Genomic DNA, 18,812 nt, shown 5'->3' with positions numbered 1-18,812 from the left:
TCGCCAAGCCATCGAGAAAAAACCGCCCCTGCGATGGCCTGTCGCTGTCACATACTGCTCCATATCAGGCATAGCCATGCTCATCCCACGTTCCTTGCACAAACTATCATTGGGCCATTATCGAGAGGGAGGCAGCGCGAATTGAAGATACAGTTCAGGGTAAAAAAACCATTCAGCATCCGTGTCAGTTCACAGTGACTCGCAAGGCAAAAGCGTTCAAGGCTGATTATTTGCCGGGATATTTCTGACATCCCGAAAACTACGGACTTATATGTAGTCCATATCGTGATTTATTGTAGGAACAGTCCTACTTTAAGTGTTGAATCACTTTATCCCGCGCACAAAAAACCCGGGACCTTGCCCGGGTTCGCCGCTTGTGCCATCCACCGTCAGTGTTGCGCCATGTCCAGCACGACGCGCCCGCCGCACGGGCATTGGTCCATGTAACGATGCGCCTCGACCACCTGCTCGAACGGGTACACCTTGATGATCTGCGGTGTCAGCAGCTGGTCGGCCGTGAACTGGTTGATATCGCGCAAGGCACGCTGCAGCGCCACCTGGTCCTGGCTGATGCCAAGCTCTGGCTTGCCGGTGAAATTACCGATGCAGTGCACATAGAACTGAATGTTCTTCTGGAATGCCGCGCAAGCCGGGAACGGCGTCTGGTTGCCGCCTTGCAGACCGTACAGCACCAGGCTGCCACGCGGCGCCAGCACATCACCCAACAGTGACATCTGCGGGCCGCCCATGCCGTCGAGCACCATGTCCACACCACGGCCATCGGTGTACTTGCCAATCTGCAGCAGCAGGTCTTGCTCTTCGGTGACGATCACTTTGTCTGCGCCCAAGCCCAGCAGGTAGTCACGCTGCGCCGCTTCCTTGGTGGCGGCGAACACTTTCAGCCCCAGGGCCCTGCCCAGCTGCACGAAGGCAGGCCCGGCGCAATGGCTGGCATCGGTGACCAGTGCTGTCTGCCCGGCCTTGGCCCGTGCCAGGTCGACGTAGGCGAAATAGGCGATCAGCAGCGGGGTGTAGTGCACGCTGGCCTCGATCGGGGTGAGCACATTCGGGTAGCGCGTGATGGCTGTACGGGGCAGTACGATGACATCGCCGTACACCGGGTGGTCGTTGGCACTGGTGGCCGGGAAGCTGGCGACCCGGTCACCGACGGCAATATCATCGACCCCTTCACCAACCGCAGTCACCACCCCTGCCATTTCGTGACCGATCCCCGCTGGCAGACGCGCCTGGGACGGTGCCAGATTCTGGCGCCACAGCACGTCATACCAGCTGACGCCAACCGCTTCGACGCGGATCTGCACCTCGTCGGCAGCGGGTGACGGTTCGGCCTGCTCTTCGCAACGGAGCACGTCGGCAGCGCCAAACTTGTGGAACCGGATCATGCGGGACATCGCATACCTCGCCTTTGTGAACCTCTAATTACCACTGACTCTATCCGGGCTTTGCCCGTTAGACCATCAGTGGGCATTAATAGTCGACATGCTTGTCATCGATTGGGCACCTGACTTTCCCTGCGATTGGTCCCCCTAAACCCGTGCAGGGTAACAGCCTTTGGCCTTAAGATTCACCTCTGCCCCACATTAGGCGAAGCGCACCGATGAATCGAAACGACCTGCGTCGTGTAGACCTCAACCTGCTGATCGTGTTCGAAACGCTGATGCACGAGCGCAGCGTGACCCGTGCCGCAGAAAAACTGTTTCTCGGCCAACCGGCCATCAGCGCGGCGCTGTCGCGCCTGCGCAACCTGTTCGATGACCCGTTGTTCGTGCGCACAGGGCGCAGCATGGAACCGTCGGCACGGGCCCACGAGATCTTCGCCCTGCTGTCACCGGCACTGGATTCGATTTCCACTGCAGTCAGCCGCGCCGCCGAATTCGACCCGGCCACCAGCAATGCGGTGTTCCGCATCGGCCTGTCGGACGACGCCGAGTTCGCCTTGCTGCCGCAACTGCTCAAGCGCATTCGCGCCGAGGCGCCCGGTATCGTGCTGGTGGTGCGACGGGTCAACTACTTGCTGATGCCAACCCTGCTGGCCTCGGGCGAGATTTCGGTGGGGGTCAGCTACACCAGCGAACTGCCGGCCAACGCCAAGCGCAAGGTGCTGCGCCGCAGCATGCCGAAACTGCTGCGCGCCGACAGCGTACCCGGCAGCATCACCCTGGATGACTTCTGCGCCCGGCCCCATGCGCTGGTGTCGTTTGCCGGGGACTTGTCCGGGTTCATCGACGAAGCCCTGGAAGAAATCGGCCGCAAGCGCCACGTGGTGCTGGCGGTACCGCAGTTCAACGGGCTGGGGAGCTTGCTGGCAGGCACCGATATCGTGGCTACGGTACCGGACTACACGGCGGATGCACTGACGGCCGCCGGCGGCTTGCGGGCCGAGGACCTGCCGATACCCGTGCGCAGTTTCGAACTGCACATGGCCTGGCGCGGGGCACAGGACAATGACCCGGCGGAGCGGTGGCTGCGGTCGCGGATACAGATGTTCTTTGGGGACCCCGATAGTCTCTGATCGAGTTCCACCAAGTACCATAAAGCCTTTAAATACATGTAGTTACACTAAATCAGCGTCCGTATCCGTCCATCGGAATCCACTCAATTCCAGCTTGACTGGGGGTATCTTTGGGGGACACCAAGCCCGAATTAAAAAAGATACCCCCACACCATGTCTCCCGAAAAACCGCCACCCTTCCGCCAGAAACTCAGCGATGCTTTCATTCGTTCGCTGACCACATCGGGCAAGTACGCCGATGGCGACGTACCGGGTCTCTATCTCCAAGTGCGTGCCTCGCTCAAGCCTGGAAAATCACCCTCACGGCACTGGAGGCTGAAGTACCGTCTTCGCGGTAAGGAAAACGTGTTCGTGATAGGCAGGTATCCGGATGTGGGCTTGAAAGAAGCTCGTGAGCTCGCCCGGGCAGCGCGCAATAGTGTGGCCAATCACATCGACCCACTCAAAGCCAAAAAAGCCAAGATCGAGGCGCAATGGCTAAACGAGGCACGTACGTTCGCCTACGTCGCTGAGGAGTGGATGAAGTTCAAATCCGCCGACCTAGTCAGCAAATCCGTTTCAGGATTTCGCGGCGCACTGAATAATCACATTCTGCCCGCCATCGGCGAGCGGCCGGTCAGCGAAATCAAGCTCGAGCACATCACGGCCATCATTACCGAGTTGCGATATAAGCGAATCATGGCGATGGCTAGGCGCGTGCGGACGATTATTCGCTCCATCCTTGGCTTTGCCGAAGGACGAGGCTGGGTTGAGCGAAACGTGGCCCTGAGCAATACCGAAGAACTTAAAATACGCCATGTGGTGACCAGCAACCCGGCCATTGAGCGTCCAGCTGACCTGGGCAGGTTTCTGTTGCGCCTCGATGATCTGAATCTTGGCAGCGTGGCCTATGCAATGCGCCTATTGGTGCTGTTGCCGGTTCGGCCGGGTGAACTTGTGAAGATGCGCTGGGAGGACGTCGATCTGATCGGCGCCGATTGGCGATATGTGGTCAGCAAGACCAAACATCTGGACAAGAGCAAGCATATCGTGCCGCTACCAGAACAGGCGCTAGTCCTGCTGCGCGAACTGCACAAAAATCGGGTGGTTGATGATGCTGGTAACGGCTGGGTTTTTGGATCGCCTGTCTATCCAGGAAGGTCAATCGATGGTACGTCCATCCTCAAGTCGCTGCAAAAAATCTGGCCTGAGTACGCCATCACCGCTCACGGCTTTCGGGCTACCTACCGCACGATCGCTCAGGAGCATTTGGGCATCGATCCAATTGTACTGGAGTTGTCGCTCTCGCATCGGATGCCAGGTGCGCTGGGAGCCGTTTATGCACGCGCTCAACTCTTGAGCCAGCGCCGGGAAGCCGCGCAACTGTGGGCGAACTACTTAGATCAGCTTCGGAACAATACAAAGCTAGCGCTTGCAAATTAAACGTCGCCCCCTGACTTAAAGCCAAACTGTAACGACCCAGCTTTCTTTCCCGCAGCATGTCAACCGGATTTGGCGGATGATCCGGGATTCGAACTCAATACGGCAGCTCAATAAGTCAAAATTTTTTCAATAGAAATCAACATTTTACGTAAATTAGTTCGAATGCAGCGTAGTCATTCGAAGTGAGTTTCCACTCCCGACCACTGGCATCCAAAACCCGACATCCGGCCGCTCTAGGACGGCATATTTGGGGTAGCTTGAATGTTGCCGCAGTCTTCTAGCTTCCGCCCAGTTCCGTCTGTTTCCAGGCTACGAGTGGGGGACCAAATGGGGGACCGGATTCAAAGATCGGAGGCTACCACCATGCCCAAGCTCACCGCGAAATTGATAGAAAATCTCAAGGACTATGGCAAATACGATGATGGCGATGGCCTGCGCCTTGTCATTCGAAAGTCTGGAAAAGCGTGGGTGCTGCGCTACCAGCTTGCAGGAAAGCGCAAGGAAATCGGCTTGGGCCCTTACCCTCACTATGGATTGAAGGAGGCGCGCTCCCGCGCCGACACTCACAGAGCATTGATTCGTGAGGGTATCGACCCTCTGACACACAAGGCTGATGCACTCCAGCAGGCTGAGGCTGCGCGGGTTGCTCGGGAGATGAATCTTGAAAACACCTTCCGCGCTTGTGCAGTGGACTACATCGAAGCCCATAGAGCCGGCTGGAAAAACGCAAAACACGCGCAACAATGGGTCAACACACTCACAACTTATGCATTCCCCTTTATTGGAGAAAAACCAGTCGACGAAGTAGAAACAGACGATATCCTCAAGATTCTGAATCCAATATGGACCGCTAAACCTGAGACAGCGGCCAGGGTCAGAAACCGGCTAGAGCTTGTTCTCGATGCCGCCAAAGCACGCCGGCTGCGCACGGGTGAAAACTGCGCTCGATGGCGAGGGCATCTGGACAAGCTTCTGCCTAGAAGAAGACTGGCAGATCGTGGTAATCATCCCGCGCTACCCTGGGAGCAATTGCCAGCCTTCATGGCAGAACTTGAGCATTCCAGGGATCTTAGTTCAACTGCGGTAAAGTTAACCGTGCTGTGCGCTCTGCGTACAGGCGAAGTGATAGGTGGATATTGGGAAGAAGTTGATCTGGACGAAGAAATTTGGACTATTCCGGCTTCCCGAATGAAAGCCGGGCGCCAGCATCGAGTGCCGTTATCTAAAGCCGCCCTTCATACGCTCAGGTGCCTGAAGGCGGTAAGCAAAAGCGGGTTGCTTTTCCCTGGTCGTAGCATTGGTCGACCGCTCTCGAACATGGCAATGCTACAAAAAATACGCGGTATGGATGAGAAGTCCTTAGCCAACAATGGACCAGGCTGGCGCAACGAAGCCGGCGAAGTCATCACCATGCATGGTTTCCGATCAAGCTTCAGAGACTGGGCTGCCGAGACAACTAACTTCGCCAACATCGTTCCTGAAATGGCCTTGGCGCATAAAATTAGTAATGCGACTGAAGCAGCGTATCGACGAGGCGATCTGCTGGAAAAACGAAAACAGCTTATGGAGGAGTGGGCTCGCTATGCACTGTCAGGTTGCAAAGCAACCTGACAAAGGCAAGGTGCTGCCGGAACTGAATTAACGAATGGAAACGAGACTCGAACTGCGGATGTCTACCTGCTTGCGCAGGTGTACGCGATGGTAATGGTGATCAATGGGCAGCCGGTGGCCTCCAAAGCGGATCAGGCCGGCACCAGGTAGATACTCAAGGGGCTGAAGTTGCCCTGATTGCGACGTACACTGTGTGCCTACCACGCACTCATCCATGAGGTACGGCCTTGTACGCCAAATCCCTGCACATCTATGACTTCAAATGCTACGGCAAGGCAGTGCTTGATCTGCAGTATCCGAGTCGTGTTGGCAAAAGCGTGCCTGAGCTGAAAAACGTCAATCTGATACTCGGTGACAACGGCGGTGGCAAATCCTCGGTGTTGCGCGCCCTGGCCATTGCCACTCTGGCCCCTGCACCGCTGGAGTCGGGGTTTGTGCCCTATCGCCTGATTTGGCGCGCAAAACCCGACGCTCCCAGTGTTGCGCAATGCCTCCTGAAGATTGAAGCCGTCATCACACGCGATGAATCCTTTCCTCAATCTAGGAGCAAGAAGCTGGAACTGCTGGCTCGTCTAGAAACACGTGGAAAGGGGAGCCTGGACCGGCTTCATCTTGAAAGCACGCCAGACTCTCCGATCAGCCGGTTGCTTGAGGATGATTACTCACCCGCCTTCTTCGTGGTCGGCTACGGCGCCACAAGACGGGTCGAGACCGGCGACTATTCCGCAAGCAGCGCGCGACGTTCGCGAGGTTTGCGCTACCAGCGAATCGCTGGGTTGTTCGAAGATCAATTGACGCTGCGCCCGCTTCAACTGTGGCTTTCACGCCTGCAGCATCGGGCACCTCAGCGCTTGGAGTCGGTCATCGAACTGCTTAACCGTGTATTGCCGGGCAACATCCGGTTCACCGGGGAGCGCGATGAGGAAGACGAGCAGTACCTTTTCCTCTTCGACGGCACCCCTACCCCCTTCACCGCCCTTTCCGATGGCTACAAGGCCTTCATCGGCTGGGTCAGCGACCTGCTGAGCCACTTGTGCGACGTGACACCCGAAAACCGGCGCATCATGAAGTGCCCGGCATGGTACTGGTGGACGAGATCGACCTGCACCTGCATCCCGAATGGCAACGCAGTGTCGTGCCCACGCTGGCAACCACCTTCCCCCAACTGCAGTTCGTCTTCACGTCGCACAGCCCACTGGTCGCCAGCACCGTCAAGCGCGAGAACATCTTCATCACTGATACGGCCGAAGACGGCACTGCGACCATCAAGCAACTTGAGGAACATGTGTTCGGCAAAAGTATGGAACAGCTACTTTTGTCCGCCTACTTCGGGTTGCAGACGACCCGGCCAGATGCCTTCAAGGCTGAAGATGAGCAACTGTTCGAGAAAGCCGCAAACGGTGATACGACGGCTGCCCTCGACTTCCTTGCACGGCTCACGCACCCGGCGCCACTGCCTGCCAGTGCCAAGGGAGAGGGCAAGCAATGATCAGGTATGCCGTCGAGCTGGCAGAACTGACGACCAAGATTGCCGCTGTCGACCCCAAGTGGGCCGGCAAAGCCCAAAAACGCAAGCGCAAGCTGGTCGCGCAAGGCCATTACGCCGAAACAGCGGCTATCTGGAGCACGGTGAAACCCGTGTTCATGAAGCTGCAGCTCAACAAATGCGTGTTCTGCGAGCGGCAATTCGAAAGCCCGCTATACGGCACGATTGAATTCGACCTTAAACATTTTCGGCCAAAATCCAACGTTCTGGCCTGGCCCGACCCGCAGCGGCATTCTGCTTTGAACTACACCGTGGCGATAGGCGACGCCAGCGAACAGGGTTACTTCTGGCTTGCCTATGACCCTCTGAACTACGCCGCTTCCTGCAAGGTGTGCAACTCTATCTTCAAGTCGAACTACTTCCCGATTGCAGGAGCAAGAGGAGCGATCGAGTCATCCGTCGCGGACCTAACCACCGAGCGGCCCTACCTTTGTTACCCGCTGGGTACCCAGGTAGAAGACCCTGAAGCGCTCATTACCTTCAAGGCAACGGTAGCCGTTCCGACACAGGCAGCAGGCCCGGACAGGTTGCGCGGACAAATCATCATCGACTTCTTCGGGCTGAATGCGCGTGAGCAATTGCACCGTGACCGGGCGCGCATGATCACAGTGTTCGGCCCAGCGCTGCTGGCACAGCAACAAGGCCAGGCCAGCGCTTCGGACCTTGATCTGATTGCCAGGATCGACTCGCCATACCTGCCGCACGCCAACTGTCTGCGGGCCTTCAAACGGCTGTGGGCAAGCGATGCCACAATGGCCAGGCAGGTTTTCGAACAGTGCCGGGTATATATGTTGAGCGAGTTGGGGACACCGCTGCCGCACGCCTGAACGGCGTGACTACCCATAAGCGTTCCAGGGTGGCATGCTTCCCCCCTTCATTGCTGCTGCCCCGTCATGGCAGTGCTCCCCTCGATCCGGTGAACAGTCGGGCTCAGGATTGCCGCTTCCCTGCGATGATGGATTGGGAATAGTTTCATTGCGGACCAATATCCATAAAGCCTGTAGGCTGCATCATCCAGTTCAGTACCAATTTGGCTCGGGAGGACTACACTCCACGCTGATCGAGCAACAGCTTCTAGCTCCATGATTGATTGAAATCTGACCTGAGCCTCTGCGCTTTGCGGCTAATCTCAATTCCACTCCGAAGACGCCGGATACCTATGGACGAACAAGCCAAAGCAGTGCAAGAAGTCGCAAAAACAACTGGCCAAGCTATCGAGGCCGCTAGGGAAGTAGGTGGATTTATCTCAAAGTTCATTTCCGGCACTCTTGAGCAAGGACTTGGAATTTTTGAAGACAAATTAAAATACCTGCGCTGGGAGCGATCAGTCCGACTAGCAAAAAAGGCTGAGGAGCTAATGGCCCAGGTGGGGCTTACAACCCCCAGTCGTCCTATTCCCCTTAAACTAATGCTCCCATTGCTACAGGGAGCCACGCTGGAAGAGGACAACGAGCTCCAAGATCGCTGGGCCGCATTGCTCGTGAATGCAGCGAATGCAAATTTCAACGGCGAGATCCGACGTTCCTACACAGTGATACTTGAGCAGCTGACTAGTCTTGATGCTCGAGTACTTGACGCAATTTACTCACTACCATTCGAGAACAGCCAACACAAGGGCATAATTACAAGCGGCCTCCCTAATCAAGCTCGCATCGCAGATGACTCCGATACAGAGCCCGCCCTTCCTGAACAAGCTGTACTGCTATCCCTCAGCAATCTCGCTCGCCTAGGCTGCATAGCCCCTGCACTCACCTGGGGTGGCGGGGAAAGTTACAATCGAGTAAATCCAACCGTAGCAGGAAAGGCATTTGTGGACGCCTGCCGCATACCCCCCTCTAGACTTCGCACGGGGATACAGTGAATCGCACACTACCCATACAGACGATCGCGATCTGAGTAGGCCTGGCCGTCAAGCCGAATAGCCGCTCGACTAACACTCCTGGGGAAGCTGGGCGAGGTCTCTGCTGTGGTCACTGGCATCCAATGTGCCTGGCTGGCGAGTCTTTGATACGATAACCACCGAATGATGGCTAAATGATGCCACCCCTATCACACTGCCTATTAGTGCGTCTACGACATGCGCAATTCACAAGAAAGGAAGATATGCGTATTTTCTTTACAATTGCCGCTGCGATGGTCGCAGCCACCCTCCTATCAGGTTGCGGCGACAAAGATCAAAATTTCACTGGTGCGTATCGCTTCAGTTTCCCTACTGAGAGCTTTACCCTCAATGTGCAGGGCAACGAGGCAAAGATTTTTGCGAGGCTCGAAGATGGGCGCATTGTCCAAAGGTCAAGATTCACGGCCTCGTCCAAGGGTGAAAAGTTGTTCTTGGACTTTAAGAACAATGGTCATGAAGCGGTGCGCTTAGTTCTGATTCGTAATATTGATGAGCGAAGCCTTGATTGCCTCAACTGCAAGGAAATCCATTTCAAAGATGACAAGATGCTTTGGCGATATGATCCCCACGGGCCTTACGATGTAGACAAACTGCTTGAGGAGCAAGCGGCCAAAGAGCAGGAGCAAGCACGAAAGGACAAGGAGGAAGCTGCCATCCTTGCAGCCAGATTAGCGACCTATGAAGGCTGGGTTGAACACCAAGTAGATGAGTGTGCTCAGAAGGGTGTATCCCGAAATGTGTGTGCATGCGTCCCGAAAGAGATGAAAAAGCTTGGTTTTAGTGAGTCGGAATATATGCGCTTCACTCGTCCAGATTTTAAAGTGACTCCAGAAAACTCACTTCGGGTCGGATCGTTTAATATCAATGTAAGAACCGCAGCCGCCTACTGCATAAGAAATGCCTAAGGATTCTCCGATCAAGTCAGCACAGGCCATCTGACCTGTGCTGAAATAGCCCTCCGTTCAGTCGCCTCAACAAGCCTTGCCCATGAGTCAGATGAGCTTTTCCGATTTCGAGTACGCCGGTAAGCGCAAGCAAACCCGTCGCGAGCGTTTGCTGGCCGAGATGGAGCAGGTCATGCCGTGGAGCTGTTTGCTGGCATTGATCGAGCCGCATTACCCAAAGGCCGGCGGTGGTCGCAAGCCGTACCAACTGGACACCATGCTGCGTATTCACCTGCTGCAGAACTGGTTCTGGTGGAGCGATCCAGCCATGGAAGAGGCGCTGTAAGAGATCACTTGATGCGCCAGTTTGCTCGTCTGACGCTCAGCGCTCGGATCCCCGAAGACACGACAATCATGAATTTCCGGCACCTGCTGGAGAAGCATCAGTTGGCGGCGGGCATTCTGGAAACCAGCAACAATTATCTGCGAGACATGGGCCTGTCGTTGCGCCAGGGCACGATTGTCGACGCCACCATCATCCACGCACCCAGTTCTACCAAGAACAAGGAAGGCAAAGGCGATCTCGAGATGCATCAGACGAAGAAAGGTAACCAATATTTCTTTGGCATGAAGGCGCATATCGGTGCAGATGCCGAGTCGGGTCTGGTGCACCACGTTCACGGCACAGCGGCGAATGTGGCCGATGTAACGGAGGTCGCTCAGCTGTTGCATGGCGATGAAAATGTTATCTGTGCCGACGCGGGTTATACCGACGTGGAGAAGCGGCCAGAGCATGAAGGAAGGCCGGTGATCTGGCAGATTGCGGCTCGTCGTAGCACCTACAAGCACTTGAGCAAACGCAGCGTGCTCTACAAAGCCAGACGCAAGATCGAGAAGGTCAAAGCGCAGGCACGAGCGAAGGTCGAACACCCCTTTCGCGTGATCAAGCGCCAGTTCGGCTATGTGAAAACCCGCTTCCGTGGCTTGGCCAAGAACACGGCGCAACTGACCACGCTGTTTGCCCTGTCGAATCTGAGGGGGGTGCGCCGGTATTTATTGATTGCTGCGGGAGAGGTGCGCCCGTAAGACCTGATGACCAGGGTTTTACCTTGGTTTTTCAATAATCAGCGCCTGTAAACCGAACTTTTCTGAGGCCAAACGTCGTCCATTGTTGGTTGCTGGGCGACTTGTTCGGAGCTTCCTTAAAGACCAGCATCCAGGGCTCAATACACACCCACACACAGAAGCAGCAGAGGGCGCCGCTAAATGTAGCCCTTCTCCAACCGTATCAGTTCATCCCTCACCCTCTGGTACCCAGCCTCATCCACAACGATCTCCAGAGCAGAGCGGCCCTCAAAGGCTGCTCTGCGCTTGCTTAGCCAGACCGCCGCTTTTGCTTTGTCACCAAATATCCTTTCTTCTTCGCCAAAAATCAAAAGCGTGTAGTCCATGGTCAGACCCTCTGCGGTGGCAGGTGAACACGCTGCCTGAATGAGTGCCGTCAGGCTCTCTCGGTACAAAGAACTTGAATCAGCTTGGCAGGCGATTCCACGACCTGTGTTCCGAAGCGCGTGGCCAGCGGCTGCAGCACTCCACACATGTAGCGATCCGCTCGGAAGAACGATACGTATGGAATGTAGAGCGCGTGGATGATGTCGACGAAATCGCTGCCTTTCAGCGCGCGCCCCTTCACCCCCAGCGAGTTCTGAAGTGAATTGTAGAAGCCGTTGATGCAGACGAAGAGGCCAGGGCAGTAATGCTCGATCAGGGCTGCGTCGTCACATTCCGAAGCACCAGGAAATAAACGTGCGGTCACTCTATTCACGATATCGAGCAACCCCTGTTTTTTCAGCCTCACCCAGCGATCGCCGCTGACCCCCTTCAGTGCTTTGGCCTGTTCATCCTCCGGAAACCTGGCCAGGTTTTCGGCCAGCGTCATCAGCGTCTTATTGCAGCTCTCCAGAAACTCCTGGGCAGGCCGCCTAACCCAATCGGTAATCGCGCCCATCTGATCGTGGTGGTTGATGAACCACTGCGCCATGAAGGTTGGATCGCGCAGGCTTTCCAGAAAGGCCTTCTCGGCCTGCTGCCGCGCCGCCTTGCCGATCACATACCGTTTCATCACTAAGGCATCTTTCGGTCGCATCGGTATCTTGGTCAGAAGCTCGCTGATATCCATCTCCCCAGCACGCTGCTCGAAACTGCTTCGGAAGCTGCCGTTTTTTATCAGGGCGGCCTCGGCCCTCCTGCGCTGCTGGCGGTTCATCTTCTTCCAATCTGCGTCTTCCTTTAACCGCCCGCTCAAATCCAGTTTATCCAACGGATTTATCAATGAGCCCATGTCGGGGAACCAACCACCGTTGTCGTCGAAGACGTTCACGGGGTGCGGGTCGCGCTCCACCAGGCGAGTCAGCTCCGCCCGTATCAGTCGATCGTAGGCAATCATCGTTGAGCGGCCACAGAGCTCGACCATCAACTCAGTACGTGCCACAGCGGCGTTGGCGTATTGCTGATCCAAGGGCGACATCTCGGAAATGTGCGCGCCGGAGTACACAAACACCACATCGCCGCGCTTCTTAAGTGCCCTGAGCGCAGCCAACTGTTCAGCTTTTGCAGCGTCGAGCGAGGGGCGGCTGAGGTTCGAATAGTCGCAACTGTCGAGGTAGATGATGGTGGATTGCTGAGTTTGCATTCCGGCTTCCTTGTCAGGTGAGCGTGGTCAGGTCGGCGCCGTGGCGCTCGCGCCAGGGCTGAGTGGTGGCACTAGCCGATGATCCGAGAACCCCCAGCATTTCGCCACCCTGATCAACCTGGCCCGCGAGACCACCAGGCAGCATGAACGTCGCCTGCCCTCACCCGCTCTTGCCTGCCAGGAGGCGACAACCAGCGAACGCAAGATCTACAAATCGCCCGCTTTCCTCGATGTCGAGTTTTGCATAAATTGGTGGGTCGTTTTGATCGTCCGCCGAGCGCATTGCTGCCGGCGCGGGCCACGAGGGAGGTGGGGCTTCCTAGTGACCAACGTGCACCACAGCACGCCGACGGTGACCGTCAAACCATTGGACTCATTTAGGTCGATTCTACATGGCAGTAAAGCTTGAATTTTTAACCACGGATCCGGAAGAGATCGAACTGGCCAGCCGCTACTGGGGCATGAACGAGCACGGGGAGTTTTTGGAGGTTTTGAAAAACATCGTTCCGTTTCGAGAGCTCAAGCAACCTGCACAACTGACAAAGTACGTGCGCGAGCTGTGCATCGCTTACGACCTCAATCACCAGTGCAAATGCGGCAACCACATCCGAGCAAGCGGGCGTACCGACTTGAAGAAGACCGTCGGCCACTCCAACCGCTCCTGTGATGTATGCTTGCAAACCGCGCAGAGGGAGCAGGAAGCAAAAGAGGCAGCCGAGAAGGCTGAGCTCGACGCCCTGCTCTCGACTCATATCGACTGGATGAAGCACAAGACCATCTCTTATCAAGAGCTGTCGGACGATGCGGTACTCATACTACGCGCGCTCTACGCATCCGTAGGCCAGCGCCTATGGACAGACAGGTTCAAACATGATGACTGCCACGACTTGTCCCCATATTCTAGCGGCAGTTTCGTTAACCGGTTGTACCGGCAAGGTGTGCTCGGTGATGATCCAGAAAGAGCCTGGCACGGCACCTACTTTCTAGCCGAAGGCAAGGTTCGCATCCGACTGGAGTTCGCACAGCTGTTCCTACCGCCGGATGAAGTTTACGGAAGCGGTGAAGAGGCATTCGGCCAGCTGCGCGACTGGGAATTCACCGATGCTGAGGCGCTGAGCAATCTCTGGCTGGATTACGCTTGTGGCGATGTCACCTGGTACCTGATGGATCAGTGCGATCTGCACAACCAGCAAATCTATCCCGAAGACTACGTGAAGATCCAAGACCTGATTCGCGATGGACTACGCACCTACAGCGTCGCGCAGATGTGGTTCATCATGTGGAAGGTTGCCCGGGATGCAGCTGCACTGTCCAGGCGCAGCTACTACAGCCAGCAGAGCGCGACTGCCACAATCCCCACCAAAATTCGCAAGCAGCTGGAGATCGCCGACCAAACTGGCGACCTGCGCGACACGTGGAAGCGCTCCAATCATCACATCGCCGGTACGTTGGGTAAGGTGTTCAACGAGCTGTTTGCCATTGATGAACGCTCGCCAGGCGCGAGGGTGTTAAACATGTTCGAAGAGCTGTGCACACCACAGGAACCCGCCAGCGCAATTGATGACCTCGCATCAGCCTTCATGAGAGATACGTTGGAAACGAACAAGTCACTGCCGGCACTGGAAGCATTTGCCGAGATGATCAGGTCGGGCCTGACCACGGAAGACGCGTTGATCGAGACAGTTCAACGCCACACCGCTCTGTTCGAATAGCCGACCACGTTCCAACGGTATATCCCGCAAGGGAACAGTGCCCAGAGCCATCAAAGCCCTCATGACCGAGGGCTTTGTAATTGATAGAGCTAACGTTCGCACTTCGTTAATGCAGCGTGTCGGAGCGGCGCCCTAGCATCCGCTGTTGAAATTCGTACCGCCCTGAAAAGCGCCTCGGCCTCCAGCCGAATGCGCTCGATCTCATCGTCAGGCAGCTTCGCCTGCTGAGCTTCGTAGTAGCGCTTCATAGCATCGAGGGCCTGAGTCATGAGCGGGTTGCCCGGCTCCACGATTGCAAACATGACTTCTTCATCCCTCCTCCTCGATGCGAAAATCGAACTCACGTTAAGCAATTGCCAGTTGAGCCACCCTTGCCCTTGGGGGTGTAGGAATGGAGCTGATTCTCTTTGACACTTGCGAGGTACTCACCAGCGCACCATGCCGGGAGAAAGAAGCGCTTCTCATTGATCGCCACGGATGCCCAAGCACAGAACTCTTGCCGAGCAGCGGCATGAAGTTTGAAGAGGTAAGACAGGATGTTGGTGTCAATGAAGATGAGCGTGCTGGGCGCTTTCGCCAGATCCGCAAGCTCTCTGAGGAACTCATCCTTGGTTTTTTTCAGCAGGTTCAACCCGAGCAACATCGCAGAGTTCTTGGCATTGGATCGGCAGATCATAGCCATCCTTGCGGCGTCTAGCCATCGGTCTTGCATCCTGCTCCAGCACGCACAAACGAAGAGCGGGCGGCCCATCGCTTGATCTCTTAAGCGAAGCGGGTGAAGCTTCGAAAAGTTGAACGGCGCCACACTCTCGAACATCGCTTTTTACAAGGACGAACGCATGCCTGTCGTACAAAGGGTACTGCTGGCCACCCGCGACCAGCACCAGGGCTATCAGCCACCAGCACCAGGTCGGCACAAGCCTCACCAACTGTTCCATGACGCCTCCCAGTCCGGCAGGTCGACCGTCTGTCGCTGCGCCACGGCACCATCTTCGATGCCATCCTGATCCACGCGCCAGGTTCGACCAAAAACAAGGTAGGCAAGCGCGATCCAGAGATGCATCAAACGAAGAAAGGCAACCAGTACCGGCGTACTCGAAATCGGAAAAACTCATCTGACTCATGGGCAGGGCTTGATGGATGGCTGAATGGAGGGCTATTTCAACACGGGTCAGGTCGACTTGTGCTGACTTGATCGGAGAATCCCTAGGAAGGAAACGATACTCGCATCGGGCTTGTGAGCCATTGAAATCTAAAAGCTTTCAATTATCCCAGAATCAGGAATAGCCTTGATTCTGGAAACATTCTTCACAGCAGGCAAATGATCGCAGACTTTTACCATTTCTTTGACGAGCAACGCGTACAATAGGCACCGGGAAGGCAATTTGAACAAAGCGAAACCAACCATTACCGAACGCCTCGACTGAGCTTCGGTAGTTACTCCAGCGCGGTTTGTACGACCGTCGCGCTAGCAAGATGTTCCAATGTCGACTAACATCTCGGCAACTTGGGGGATGGGAAACTGCTGCCAAGTCCGGACAAGTTACAGTATTCATTGACGGTAATCTTGGCGGTAGCACTGCAGGTGCAGAGTCGGAAGGGCGGCGGGATCAGATCGATCAACGGCTCATCGCCGTCAGTCCAGATGACATGACAGAATAACCCCTCCTAGAAGTCCAGAACCTATTAATATAATGCACAAGAACGCCGGTTTGCGGTTGTATCTGCTAGGACGAACCTCATCCATAGAAGTGGCGTTCTTGTGCCTGTCTTTCCCTTAATTCCGTGAAACCTTTTAAGCGCTCATGAATTTTCGATTATCGATCAGATGCTGAACAACCCCGGGATCCGCCAAGGTCGAGATGTCCCCCAAACCCTCGTATTCAGCCACCGCAATCTTGCGCAGAATTCGACGCATGATCTTGCCCGAACGAGTCTTCGGCAGGCCAGGTGCCCACTGGATGACATCCGGCGAAGCGATCGGGCCGATCTCCTTTCGCACCCAGTTTTTCAGCTCAAGTCGCAATTGCTCGTTCGGCTCTTCGCCATTTTTAAGGGTTACATAGACATAAATGCTCTGCCCCTTGATGTCGTGCGGCACACCTACCACGGCGGCTTCGGCGACTTTTGGGTGAGCGACCATCGCGCTTTCGATCTCGGCGGTGCCCATGCGGTGTCCGGAAACGTTGAGCACATCGTCCACCCGCCCCGTGATCCAGTAGTAACCATCAGCATCACGACGAGCGCCGTCACCGGTGAAGTACATGCCGCGAAAGGTCTTGAAATAGGTATCGACGAAGCGGTCATGGTCACCAAACAGCGTACGCGCCTGGCCCGGCCACGAATCGAGAATCACCAGGTTGCCCTCGGCTTCGCCTTCGACGATGTTGCCCGAGTTGTCCACCAACGCTGGCATCACGCCAAAGAACGGACGCGCGGCAGATCCTGGCTTGAGCGCATGAGCGCCCGGTAGCGGGCTCATCATGTTGCCGCCAGTTTCGGTCTGCCACCAGGTGTCGACAATCGGGCAACGGGACTTACCGACATGTTTGTAGTACCAGTCCCAGGCTTCCGGGTTGATCGGCTCGCCCACCGAACCCAACAGGCGCAGGCTGCCGCCATCGGTACCCTCAACGGCGGCGGTGCCCGAGGCCATCATGGCGCGGATCGCGGTCGGTGCGGTGTAGAGGATATTGACCTTGTGCTTGTCGACGATCTTCGCTAGCCGGGTGATGTCCGGGTAGTTGGGTACACCTTCGAACAGCAGCGTTGTCGCGCCATTGGCCAGCGGACCGTAGACAATGTAGGTGTGACCAGTGACCCAGCCGACATCGGCGGTGCACCAGTAGATTTCACCCGGGCGGTAGTCGAACACGCGCTCGTGGGTCATGGCTGCGTACAACAGGTAGCCTCCGGTGGTGTGCTGCACGCCCTTCGGTTTGCCAGTGGACCCGGAGGTGTAAAGGATGAACAGCGCTTCTTCAGCGCCCATCTCTTTCGGCGCACACACGGTATCAGCTACTTTCATCAACTCCTCGAACCAGATATCGCGATTCTGGTTCCACCTGATGTCGCCACCGGTGCGCTTGCAGACGATGACTTTCTGGATGCTGCTGGTTTCCGGGTTGGTCAGCGCGTCGTCGACGTTGGCCTTGAGTGGGATCCTCTTGCCGGCACGAATGCCTTCGTCAGCAGTGACCACAACTTTCGAGCGGCAGTCGATGATGCGACCCGCCAATGCTTCCGGCGAGAAACCACCGAACACCACCGAATGAATCGCGCCGATTCGGGCACAGGCCAGCATGGCGACCACAACTTCAGGGATCATTGGCATATAGATCGTCACTACGTCGCCGCGGTGCACGTCCTGACCACGCAGGGCGTTGGCGAACTTGCAGACTTGCTCGTACAGTTCGCGGTAAGTGATGCTCCGGCTTTCGGAAGGGTCATCGCCTTCCCAGATGATCGCGACTTGATCACCGCGCTCGACCAGATGTCGGTCGAGGCAGTTGTGAGAAACGTTCAGGGTACCGTCGGCGAACCATTTGATGTCGACATGTTGATCGTCGAAAGAAGTCTGCTTCACCGTAGTAAAAGGGTTGATCCAATCGAGGCGCTTAGCGTGCTCGCGCCAGAAAGCGTCCGGATTGACAACCGACTGCTGGTACATGGTCTTGTAGGTCGCCTCGTCAGTCAGAGTCTTGGCCAGAACCTCGGGACGAACGGAATACTGAGAAGCCGCAGTCATCTTTCTTACCTCGGGAAGTAATCTTGTTTGTTTAATATTGACGCTGATTGAAGATGTTTAGTTTGGAGAATACAGCATTTGTTTCAGACGCCTGCGATGTTGTGGGGTACTGTAACGACCGGGCACTTCCACTCACGCTTAATTCAAAAGTGAGGTGGAAAGCTCTTTTCATAAAGGGCTATTGGGCTGCACATAGAGTACGATGATCTATGCTGCAGGACCCTACGGAACAGGACGGCGCTAACGCTGCTATACCTCAGCGATGCAACAACTTGCGCAACGGCACACCATCCTTCAGCACCGGCGATTTGATAACGATGTAGCTGAAGTACTTGGCAATACCGATGTTCTTATCCAGCAACCCCTCCATTACTTCCTGATAATGCGGAATGCTACGGGTCATGAAGCGTGCCAGGTAATCGTAGCCGCCACTGATCAAATGACATTCGAGCACCTCATCGACCAAACGAATATTGGACTCGAACTTAGCGAAATCTTCGCGTTTATGGTCGTGCAGCGTGATCTCCGTGAACACCGTGACTGACTCAGTGATCTTGGCCAGGTTGAGATGCGCGTTGTATCCGGAAATATACCCGGCCGCCTCGAGCCGCTTGACCCGCTGCAGGCAGGGGCTGGCCGACAGGCCTACTGCATCGGCGAGACTGACGTTGGTAATGCGGCCATCTTTTTGCAGCTCAACCAAAATGTTGATATCAATGCGGTCAAGCTTGACTAACCCTTCCATCGCATACCTCGTGATTGTT

Annotated in this window: 16 protein-coding genes and 2 pseudogenes; 11 read left to right on the top strand and 7 right to left on the bottom strand. The window is 55.9% G+C overall.

What is annotated here, in order from left to right:
- Nucleotides 1-389: 389 nt before the first annotated feature.
- Nucleotides 390-1,412 carry a zinc-dependent alcohol dehydrogenase family protein gene (locus tag ACF8FB_RS18520; protein WP_010953736.1) on the bottom strand — a complete coding sequence of 341 codons (1,023 nt, stop codon included), beginning with the start codon at nt 1,410-1,412 and terminating at the stop codon, nt 390-392.
- Nucleotides 1,413-1,618: 206 nt separating this feature from the next.
- Here ACF8FB_RS18520 and ACF8FB_RS18515 point away from each other — a divergent pair, with 206 nt between their 5' ends.
- The 9 genes and pseudogenes from ACF8FB_RS18515 to ACF8FB_RS18475 all read left to right on the top strand — a co-directional run bounded on the left by ACF8FB_RS18515 (nt 1,619) and on the right by ACF8FB_RS18475 (nt 10,982).
- Nucleotides 1,619-2,533: a LysR family transcriptional regulator gene (locus ACF8FB_RS18515; protein WP_003253946.1), complete on the top strand. Its 915-nt coding sequence runs from the start codon at nt 1,619-1,621 to the stop codon at nt 2,531-2,533.
- A 153-nt stretch (nt 2,534-2,686) separates the two neighbouring features.
- Nucleotides 2,687-3,955, top strand: a complete 1,269-nt coding sequence (locus ACF8FB_RS18510) for a tyrosine-type recombinase/integrase (RefSeq protein ID WP_392511656.1) — start codon at nt 2,687-2,689, stop codon at nt 3,953-3,955.
- A gap of 363 nt (nt 3,956-4,318) precedes the next feature.
- Nucleotides 4,319-5,566, top strand: a complete 1,248-nt coding sequence (locus ACF8FB_RS18505; RefSeq protein ID WP_367250778.1) for a tyrosine-type recombinase/integrase — start codon at nt 4,319-4,321, stop codon at nt 5,564-5,566.
- Nucleotides 5,567-5,793: 227 nt separating this feature from the next.
- Nucleotides 5,794-5,958 (top strand): annotated as a pseudogene (locus tag ACF8FB_RS18500) (AAA family ATPase); the annotation flags it as partial.
- 641 nt (nt 5,959-6,599) lie between these two features.
- A complete protein-coding gene (locus ACF8FB_RS18495) occupies nt 6,600-7,055 on the top strand; it encodes an AAA family ATPase (RefSeq protein WP_392511655.1) in 456 nt (151 codons plus the stop codon).
- A gap of 149 nt (nt 7,056-7,204) precedes the next feature.
- Nucleotides 7,205-7,939 carry a hypothetical protein gene (locus tag ACF8FB_RS18490; RefSeq protein WP_392511654.1) on the top strand — a complete coding sequence of 245 codons (735 nt, stop codon included), beginning with the start codon at nt 7,205-7,207 and terminating at the stop codon, nt 7,937-7,939.
- 332 nt (nt 7,940-8,271) lie between these two features.
- On the top strand, nt 8,272-8,973 hold the full coding sequence (locus ACF8FB_RS18485; RefSeq protein WP_367250783.1) for an Abi-alpha family protein: 702 nt from the start codon (nt 8,272-8,274) through the stop codon (nt 8,971-8,973).
- Between the two features lie 242 nt (nt 8,974-9,215).
- Nucleotides 9,216-9,917, top strand: coding sequence for a hypothetical protein (locus ACF8FB_RS18480; RefSeq protein ID WP_367250785.1), 702 nt, complete (start codon nt 9,216-9,218; stop codon nt 9,915-9,917).
- An 82-nt stretch (nt 9,918-9,999) separates the two neighbouring features.
- Nucleotides 10,000-10,982, top strand: a protein-coding gene (locus ACF8FB_RS18475; RefSeq protein ID WP_392511653.1) for an IS5 family transposase whose coding sequence is annotated in 2 segments (ribosomal slippage) — nt 10,000-10,240 and nt 10,240-10,982 — 984 coding nt in all. Because the reading frame shifts where the segments join, the coding sequence is not laid out codon by codon here.
- A 176-nt stretch (nt 10,983-11,158) separates the two neighbouring features.
- On the opposite strand, the gene ACF8FB_RS18470 is transcribed toward ACF8FB_RS18475, so the two are convergent.
- From ACF8FB_RS18470 to ACF8FB_RS18460, 3 genes are read right to left on the bottom strand one after another with little or no spacing between them, the layout of a single operon-like run.
- The gene (locus ACF8FB_RS18470; protein WP_367250786.1) at nt 11,159-11,347 is read right to left on the bottom strand and encodes an MbcA/ParS/Xre antitoxin family protein; all 189 of its coding nucleotides are present in this window, start codon (nt 11,345-11,347) and stop codon (nt 11,159-11,161) included.
- A 50-nt stretch (nt 11,348-11,397) separates the two neighbouring features.
- A complete protein-coding gene (locus ACF8FB_RS18465) occupies nt 11,398-12,588 on the bottom strand; it encodes a hypothetical protein (RefSeq protein ID WP_367250788.1) in 1,191 nt (396 codons plus the stop codon).
- A gap of 13 nt (nt 12,589-12,601) precedes the next feature.
- Nucleotides 12,602-12,733, bottom strand: coding sequence for a hypothetical protein (locus ACF8FB_RS18460; RefSeq protein ID WP_392511652.1), 132 nt, complete (start codon nt 12,731-12,733; stop codon nt 12,602-12,604).
- 247 nt (nt 12,734-12,980) lie between these two features.
- Here ACF8FB_RS18460 and ACF8FB_RS18455 point away from each other — a divergent pair, with 247 nt between their 5' ends.
- Entirely contained in the window at nt 12,981-14,300 is a 1,320-nt protein-coding gene (locus ACF8FB_RS18455) for a hypothetical protein (protein ID WP_392511651.1), read from the top strand.
- Nucleotides 14,301-14,640: 340 nt separating this feature from the next.
- Here the strand turns inward: ACF8FB_RS18455 and ACF8FB_RS18450 are convergent, their stop codons facing one another.
- On the bottom strand, nt 14,641-14,976 hold the full coding sequence (locus ACF8FB_RS18450; RefSeq protein WP_367250794.1) for a hypothetical protein: 336 nt from the start codon (nt 14,974-14,976) through the stop codon (nt 14,641-14,643).
- Nucleotides 14,977-15,267: 291 nt separating this feature from the next.
- On the opposite strand from ACF8FB_RS18450, the pseudogene ACF8FB_RS18445 reads away from it, so the two are divergent.
- Nucleotides 15,268-15,387, top strand: a pseudogene (locus tag ACF8FB_RS18445) (IS5/IS1182 family transposase); the annotation flags it as partial.
- Nucleotides 15,388-16,095: 708 nt separating this feature from the next.
- Here the strand turns inward: ACF8FB_RS18445 and acs are convergent.
- On the bottom strand, nt 16,096-18,048 hold the full coding sequence (gene acs / locus ACF8FB_RS18440) for an acetate--CoA ligase (protein WP_392511650.1): 1,953 nt from the start codon (nt 18,046-18,048) through the stop codon (nt 16,096-16,098).
- A 256-nt stretch (nt 18,049-18,304) separates the two neighbouring features.
- Nucleotides 18,305-18,793 (bottom strand): Lrp/AsnC family transcriptional regulator, encoded by a 489-nt coding sequence (locus tag ACF8FB_RS18435; protein WP_144172315.1) that lies wholly within the window; start codon nt 18,791-18,793, stop codon nt 18,305-18,307.
- Nucleotides 18,794-18,812: the final 19 nt, after the last annotated feature.

The sequence above is a fragment of the Pseudomonas sp. yb_2 genome (genome assembly GCF_043103905.1).
GTDB lineage: Bacteria > Pseudomonadota > Gammaproteobacteria > Pseudomonadales > Pseudomonadaceae > Aquipseudomonas > Aquipseudomonas alloputida.
Note: the sequence above shows the minus strand (reverse complement) of the source record. Positions and strands in the feature narration are given on the sequence as shown.